1 pseudogene is annotated in these 395 nt (G+C 60.8%); it reads right to left on the bottom strand.

From position 1 onward, the window contains the following. A pseudogene (locus EOA22_RS37420) lies at positions 1-245 on the bottom strand (serine hydrolase); the annotation flags it as partial. Positions 246-395: the final 150 nt, after the last annotated feature.

Below are 395 nucleotides of genomic sequence, written 5' to 3'. Positions count from 1 at the left end.
GTATTGGCCTTTCCGAAGGTTCCTTCGTAGATCATGCGGTCTGGTCCTGCCGCGGTGGCAACGACGCCGGCGACGGTGCCGTTGCGCACCGCCTGTTCCATGGCCATGTCGATGGACTTGAAGTTGCCGGACCGCGCTTGCGGGTTGGCCGCCAGTGCGTGGACCGGTGAGTTCACGGCGGCGGCGCCCGCCGCGAGCAAAAGGCTGCCACGCGCCAACAGGCTTCTGCGTGAGATCGCATTCATGGATGAATTCCTTCTCGCAAGCCCGGCGATTTCCGCGGTCCGGCATGCCGCCGCGCCGTCCGGGCGCTCAAAAATCATCTAGGGGAAGCAATGCGATGATTCACGCGCAATAAAATCAAAGATAAGGTGACTCAAAATCATCATGAAGGG

Origin of the sequence: Mesorhizobium sp. M7A.F.Ca.US.014.04.1.1 (assembly GCF_003998745.1) — a bacterium.
Lineage (GTDB): Bacteria > Pseudomonadota > Alphaproteobacteria > Rhizobiales > Rhizobiaceae > Mesorhizobium > Mesorhizobium ciceri.
Note: the sequence above shows the minus strand (reverse complement) of the source record. Positions and strands in the feature narration are given on the sequence as shown.